This is a genomic window from Chryseobacterium sp. DT-167 (assembly GCF_058310155.1).
In genome coordinates this window covers 1-562 of record NZ_JBZEEQ010000109.1, presented here as the reverse complement: position 1 = coordinate 562, position 562 = coordinate 1, and the positions used below count along the sequence as shown (strand labels likewise).

Sequence of the window (562 nt, the reverse complement as noted above, 5' to 3'; positions counted from 1 at the left end):
CCGCATCCCGCAGCGGTCCCTCGACCACGGCGCGCGCGCCGTCGGCTCCCTCCCCCGTCACGCGCCAACTCAGGGCCGCCTCGCCCCACCCGACGCGACCGTCCGAGTCCCGCACGCCCACGAGCAGCACGTCGAGATCCGTCGCGTGCCGCACCGCGGTCGCGAACGGCCGCCGGAGGGCGACGGTCGTCCGGCGCGTGAAGACGTCCTGCACGGAGGTCATGGTCAGACCTCCGAACGGATGCGGAGACCGGTCGGGGACCGACGCGGTTCGGGAAGACGGAGCGGGCCGGCACCGGGGATGAGCGAGCCCAGGAGGCGCGGCCCGGCCGCCCCGGTCGCGCTCGGGACGCTCGCAGGCACCCCGTGCCAGGTGAGCCATCCGATGAGGGCCATGAGCACGGCCTCCTTCTCATCTGCACCGACGCCGAGCGCTGCCGTCGTCGTGACGGGGACGCCGGGTAGCGCCGCCGCGAGCCCGCGCAGGAGGACGGGGTTGCGGGCACCGCCGCCGGAGACGAACACCTCCGTCACACGCTCAGCCGCGAGGCTCGCGGCTGAG

2 protein-coding genes are annotated in these 562 nt (G+C 75.4%); both read right to left on the bottom strand.

The window, feature by feature from the left end:
• The coding region (locus AC4FQ5_RS20015) for a hypothetical protein (protein ID WP_491146440.1) at window positions 1-223 on the bottom strand (223 nt) is incomplete at its 3' end.
• A 2-nt stretch (window positions 224-225) separates the two neighbouring features.
• The coding region (locus AC4FQ5_RS20010; protein ID WP_491146438.1) for an anhydro-N-acetylmuramic acid kinase at window positions 226-562 on the bottom strand (337 nt) is incomplete at its 5' end.